Raw genomic sequence first — 903 nt, forward strand, 5'->3', positions numbered from 1 at the left:
CCGTCAACGCGCATCTCGCGCAGCAGCCAGCCGATCGTCTCTTCGATTCGGACCCGGAACAACTCGTTGCCGCTTGCGGCATGGGCCCAGTTGCAGAAGCGGATCAGCTGGGCATTGTCGTAGAGCATCTTTTCGAAATGCGGCACCAGCCATTCGGCATCGGTCGAGTAACGGCTGAGCCCGCCGCCGACATGGTCGTAGATGCCGCCGCTGACCATCTGTTCAAGGCTGTTGAGAACGTCGTCGCGATGGCTGGCGTTGCCGTCGCGCAGCCAGGACAGCCACAGCGTTTGCATGAACGGCGCATTGGGAAATTTCGGCGCGCCACGCAAGCCGCCCAGATCGCGGTCGATCATGCCGTCTATGCCCTTGGCAAGCTCAGCCAGCGTGTCGCGATCGAGCCCTGTTTTCGCTTGCGAGCCGGCGAGCCGTGCCTGGACATGTGTGGTCAGGCCGTCGGCGCTCTGGTTGAGGCTCGCCCGCTTCTCGCGCCAGGCCTTGTCCACCGCCTCCATCACCTGGATGAAACCGGGGCGGCCGTAGCGCGGCTCGCGCGGAAAGTAGGTGCCGCCCCAGAACGGCTTGCCGTCCGGCGTCAGGAACATGGTCAGCGGCCAGCCACCCTGCTCGCCCATCGCGGAGAGCGCGGCCATATAGATCTGGTCGATGTCGGGGCGTTCCTCGCGGTCGACCTTGATATTGACGAACAGACGGTTCATGACGGCGGCGACACCATGGTCCTCGAAGCTTTCATGCGCCATGACGTGGCACCAGTGGCAGGCGGCATAGCCGACCGAGAGCAGGATCGGCCTGTCCAGCGCCTTGGCCTCTTCGAGCGAAGCCGGCGACCAGGCCCGCCAGTGGACGGGATTGCCGCTGTGCTGCTGCAAATAGGGGCTGGCT

The 903-nt window shown here is 64.7% G+C and carries 1 protein-coding gene; it reads right to left on the bottom strand.

Going from position 1 to position 903, the window contains the following annotated elements; translation table 11 throughout:
• On the bottom strand, positions 1-903 hold a 903-nt coding region (locus EOC06_RS43015), incomplete at both ends, for a thioredoxin domain-containing protein (RefSeq protein WP_245469851.1).

Source organism: Mesorhizobium sp. M7A.F.Ca.MR.362.00.0.0 (genome assembly GCF_004023175.1).
In the GTDB taxonomy this organism is placed as follows: Bacteria; Pseudomonadota; Alphaproteobacteria; order Rhizobiales; family Rhizobiaceae; genus Mesorhizobium.